Consider the following 3723-nt stretch of genomic DNA (forward strand, 5'->3'; position numbering starts at 1 on the left):
CGACGCCAGGAGCGCCAGCAGCACGGACGCCACGGCCGCGAGCCGCGAGGCGGCGTGGGTCTTCCGGGGGCCGCGGAAGGGGGTGGGCTGGGACTGTGAGTCGAGAGCGAAGACGCGGGAGCGACACATTCAAGACACATGCTCTAGCGCCAGGGGGGTCAAAGTAAAATGGGTCCCTGATGCCTCGCCCGCCGGCCCTCCGGGCATTGTCTCTCTCCGAGTGTCACCGGATGGCGGGACTCACCGTGATAGCAACGTAAAACATGAAATCATTGGTGTCGCCCGGCGTGCCGGAGTCGGGCGGGCGGAGCCTACCTTGAAGGTCCAGTCCTCCTCTGGGCGCGAAGGGGGGCGGGCCTTCGAGGGCCCGGGCTGCTGTACCCAGGTTCCATGCGTGTCTTCATCACCGCACTGGCAGCGTTGGTCTGGAAAACGCGGGATGGGCGCTTCCGCGGCCGGAGCTCCGGGTTTCCCGGGCTGGGGACCCCGGGCGGTGCGCCGTGGCGCCGGTCCGCCGCGCACCCGCCGATCCGCGGCGAGCGCGCCTGGCGGCCTGCGCGAGCGCCGCGCGCCACGGAGGCCCGGTTCCCTTGCGGGAAGTCGTTATGGCATTGCCCTGATGCTCCGGAGTCTGGGAGCGCCGTCGCGTTGCGGACGCGTGCTTGTCTTTGGGTCCCATCGCATTGACTCGCAAGGTCCAACCCTCTACTCCGCTTCCGCCCGGTTCCGGCGTGCCGGGCTTCGTGGGGGATTCCAAACATGGTCCAGCAGTCCGCTCCCGTCGTCAGCACCGTCGAAGGACAGCTCCAAGGCGTCGTCGAGGAAGGGATGTATGCCTTCAAGGGCATTCCCTACGCCCAGCCACCGGTGGGCGCGCTGCGCTGGCGCCCGCCCGCCCCGGTCGTGCCGTGGAAGCACCTCCGTCAGGCTTCGAAGTACGGCGACTCCTCGCCCCAGTCGCGCGAGGCCTGCATCGCGGGCGGTGGCGGGGACCCGGTCCCCATGGGGGAGGACTGCCTCTACCTCAACGTCTGGACGCCCCGCGTGGACGCCCAGGCGAAGCTGCCCGTCATCGTGTGGCTCCACGGCGGCGCGTATGTGATTGGCGCGGGCGGCCTGCCTCCGTACGACGGCGTGCCCATGGCGTCCCGGGACGCCATCCTCGTCACGTTGAACTACCGCCTGGGGCACCTGGGCTTCCTGGCCCACCCGGCGCTCCTGCGGGAGCCGGGCGGCGGCGCGGCCAACTTCGGCCTGTTGGATCAGCTCGCCGCGCTCCAGTGGGTGAACCGCAACATCGCGAAGTTCGGCGGGGACGCGAACAACGTCACCCTCATTGGCCAGTCCGCGGGCGCCAAGAGCGTGCTGTCCCTCTTCTGCATGGAGGCCGCGCGGCCCCTCTTCCACCGGGGCGTGGCGATGAGCGTGTACGGCCTGGATGAGCTGCCGCTGGAGACGGCGCTGCCCAAGGGCGAGGCGCTCATCCGCGGCATGGGCGTGCCGGACGCGGAAGCGACGCCGGAGCGCCTGCGCAAGCTGCCCGCGGACGCCTTCTGGCGGCAGCCGCCGGAGCACTCGCTGTCGCCGGTGGCCGTGTGCGGCGACACCGTGATGCCCCAGTCCATCCTGTCCACCTTCAAGGCGCAGCAGCAGGCGCGCATGCCGCTCATCCTGGGCAGCACCAGCGACGACGTGTCTGTCATGCAGGCCATGGGGCGCGACCCCATGGACGTCCTCCAGGCGCTGCGCGACAACAACGTGCCCATCGGCCTGCTCTATCCGGGCGTGACGCCCGACGAGGAGCTGGCCCGGCAGGTGTGCCGCGACATCGTCTTCACGCTCATCCCCCGGCAGCTCGCGGACCTGCACGCAAGGGTCTCCGACGCGTGGCGCTTCTACTTCGACTACACCGCCACCGCGCTGCGCCCGACGCACCCCCACGGCGTGCCGCACGGCTCGGACGTGCCGTACTTCCTGGACACCGTGGCCCGCTGCCCGCCCACGCAGGACGTCGTCACCGAGGAGGACCGCGCGTACTCGCGCCAGGTGAGCGGCTGGATGCTCCAGTTCGCCCGCACGGGAGCGCCCGCGTCCGCGACGGAGTGGCCGAAGCACCAGCAGGGCGAGGACCGCACCCTGCGCATGCAGCAGCCGCCGAAGGTGGAGAACAACTTCATGCAGCTGCGCCTCAACGCCTTCCTGCTGGTGAGCGGCATCATCAACGGCGCGGACAGCGGCGCGCGCGACACGTCCGGCACCCAGCGCGGGAGCCATCACGGCGCCCCGCCGAAGAAGAAGTCCCGGCCCGAGGGCACGCCGTAGCGCGCGAAAAACAAAGGGGCCCGGCGTTCGCGGCCGGGCCCCGGGGTGTCTCCTGCGTCGCGCGGCCTAGCTGCTGAAGAGGACCAGCACGAAGGTGCTGGAGTCCGGCAGCTGGAACACGGTGCCCTGGCGCAGCGAGCCCTTGAAGAAGGGCGCCGCGTCATAGGCGGTGGCGCCCTTGAGGGCGTCACGGGTGGCCTCCGGCAGCCAGCCGCCGTCGTCCACCTTCACCGTCAGCCGCGTGGGCTTCAGCGTGGCCTGGAGCGCCTGGGCTTCCGCCGCCGGGTACTCCAGCACCGCGAGCAGCTGCGTGTCCGTGGGGCCCAGCCCGCCCGGGACGCCGCGCGCGGACTGGCGCCACCGCACCGCCTGGGGGCGGCGCGGCAGCGTCACGGTCTTCTCCAGCGTCTCCAGGTCCGTTCCCGTCTTCGCCGCCGGCGCGGCCGTCTGTGTCGTCATGGATGCACTCCCCCCTGAGGGCTTGTCGCAGGCCAGCGAAACACACCCCAGCAGCAGGGTGGTAGCGAGCGTGCGCCTACCGGCCACCGATGGGACGCGACGTCGCATTCTCGGGGCTCCCCTGGTCCCACGTCACGTGGCGCTGGAGCGTGCCGTAGTTGGTGTACTGGTGCCCCAGGCCCGTGCGCTCCAGCCGGCCGTTCTCCGCGTCCGGCGTGCCGGTGTTGATGTCCTGCTGGCCCGGGTTGAAGTTGTAGCGGTCCTCCGCGTGGAGCGTCATGTCCATCTCGAAGCGGGGCTTCCCGCCCGGCGTCTCCGGCGGGTACACCGTCACCGTCGCGCTGTTCCACACGGAGTGGCCGCCAATGGCCTTCTGCCAGTTCTCCGTCTCCGGGTAGGGGAACTGCTCACTGGAGCCCACGCCAATCTGAGAGCCGGTAATCTGGAACGTCACCGGCTTGCCGGCCAGCGACGGGTCCTGGGCGATCATCTGGTTGTAGGTCGCCTCCGCCGCCTGCTGCGTGTCGCGCGTGGAGTTGGTGAGCACCGCCTGGCCGCGGGGTCCGTGCTGACGAAGCGCTCGTAGTCGAAGTGCCGGTCCGCGCCGTTGCCGTGCAGGAAGTGGTCGTAGGTGTCCAGGCCGTCCGGGATGTTGTTGTGCGGCACGCCCGGGATGCCCTGGGCCGCGCGCGCGGCGCTGAGCTTCAGCTCCCACTCGGCCCGCGCCGCGTAGTCACTCAGGCCCGGGCTCTCCGTGGGGATGGGGTTCGGGTCGTTGGGGTCGTTGGGGTTCTGCAGGAAGCCGTTGTCGTGGTGGATGTCCGGACGGCGCGGGGGGCCCACCTGGTAGTCCGCCACCGTGCCGCCGTTCGTCTGCACCGCCGTGCCGGCCGTCCCCACCGGGGTGGGCGTGGCCGCGGGCGTGGCGCCCCCCAGCGCGGG

At 71.1% G+C, this 3723-nt stretch carries 3 protein-coding genes and 1 pseudogene; 1 reads left to right on the plus strand and 3 read right to left on the minus strand.

Annotated elements, in window-relative coordinates:
• Positions 1-759: 759 nt before the first annotated feature.
• Positions 760-2322: a carboxylesterase/lipase family protein gene (locus tag ACLEQD_RS38985; RefSeq protein WP_410390954.1), complete on the plus strand. Its 1563-nt coding sequence runs from the start codon at positions 760-762 to the stop codon at positions 2320-2322.
• 66 nt (positions 2323-2388) lie between these two features.
• Here the strand turns inward: ACLEQD_RS38985 and ACLEQD_RS38990 are convergent, their stop codons facing one another.
• The 3 genes and pseudogenes from ACLEQD_RS38990 to ACLEQD_RS39000 all read right to left on the minus strand — a co-directional run.
• Positions 2389-2781, minus strand: coding sequence for a hypothetical protein (locus tag ACLEQD_RS38990; RefSeq protein WP_410390955.1), 393 nt, complete (start codon positions 2779-2781; stop codon positions 2389-2391).
• A gap of 76 nt (positions 2782-2857) precedes the next feature.
• Complete coding sequence (locus tag ACLEQD_RS38995; RefSeq protein WP_410390956.1) at positions 2858-3328, minus strand: hypothetical protein; 471 nt, start codon at positions 3326-3328, stop codon at positions 2858-2860.
• Positions 3268-3723, minus strand: a pseudogene (locus ACLEQD_RS39000) (hypothetical protein); the annotation flags it as partial. The gene ACLEQD_RS38995 and the pseudogene ACLEQD_RS39000, both read right to left, overlap by 61 nt.

Origin of the sequence: Corallococcus sp. 4LFB, assembly GCF_046520365.1 — a bacterium.
Lineage (GTDB): Bacteria > Myxococcota > Myxococcia > Myxococcales > Myxococcaceae > Corallococcus > Corallococcus caeni.

Bases quoted from the DNA above. Each gene is read 5' to 3' on its own strand.
- ACLEQD_RS38985 (WP_410390954.1), top strand. From the start codon at position 760: ATGGTCCAGCAGTCCGCTCCCGTCGTCAGCACCGTCGAAGGACAGCTC.
- ACLEQD_RS38990 (WP_410390955.1), bottom strand. From the start codon at position 2,781: ATGACGACACAGACGGCCGCGCCGGCGGCGAAGACGGGAACGGACCTG.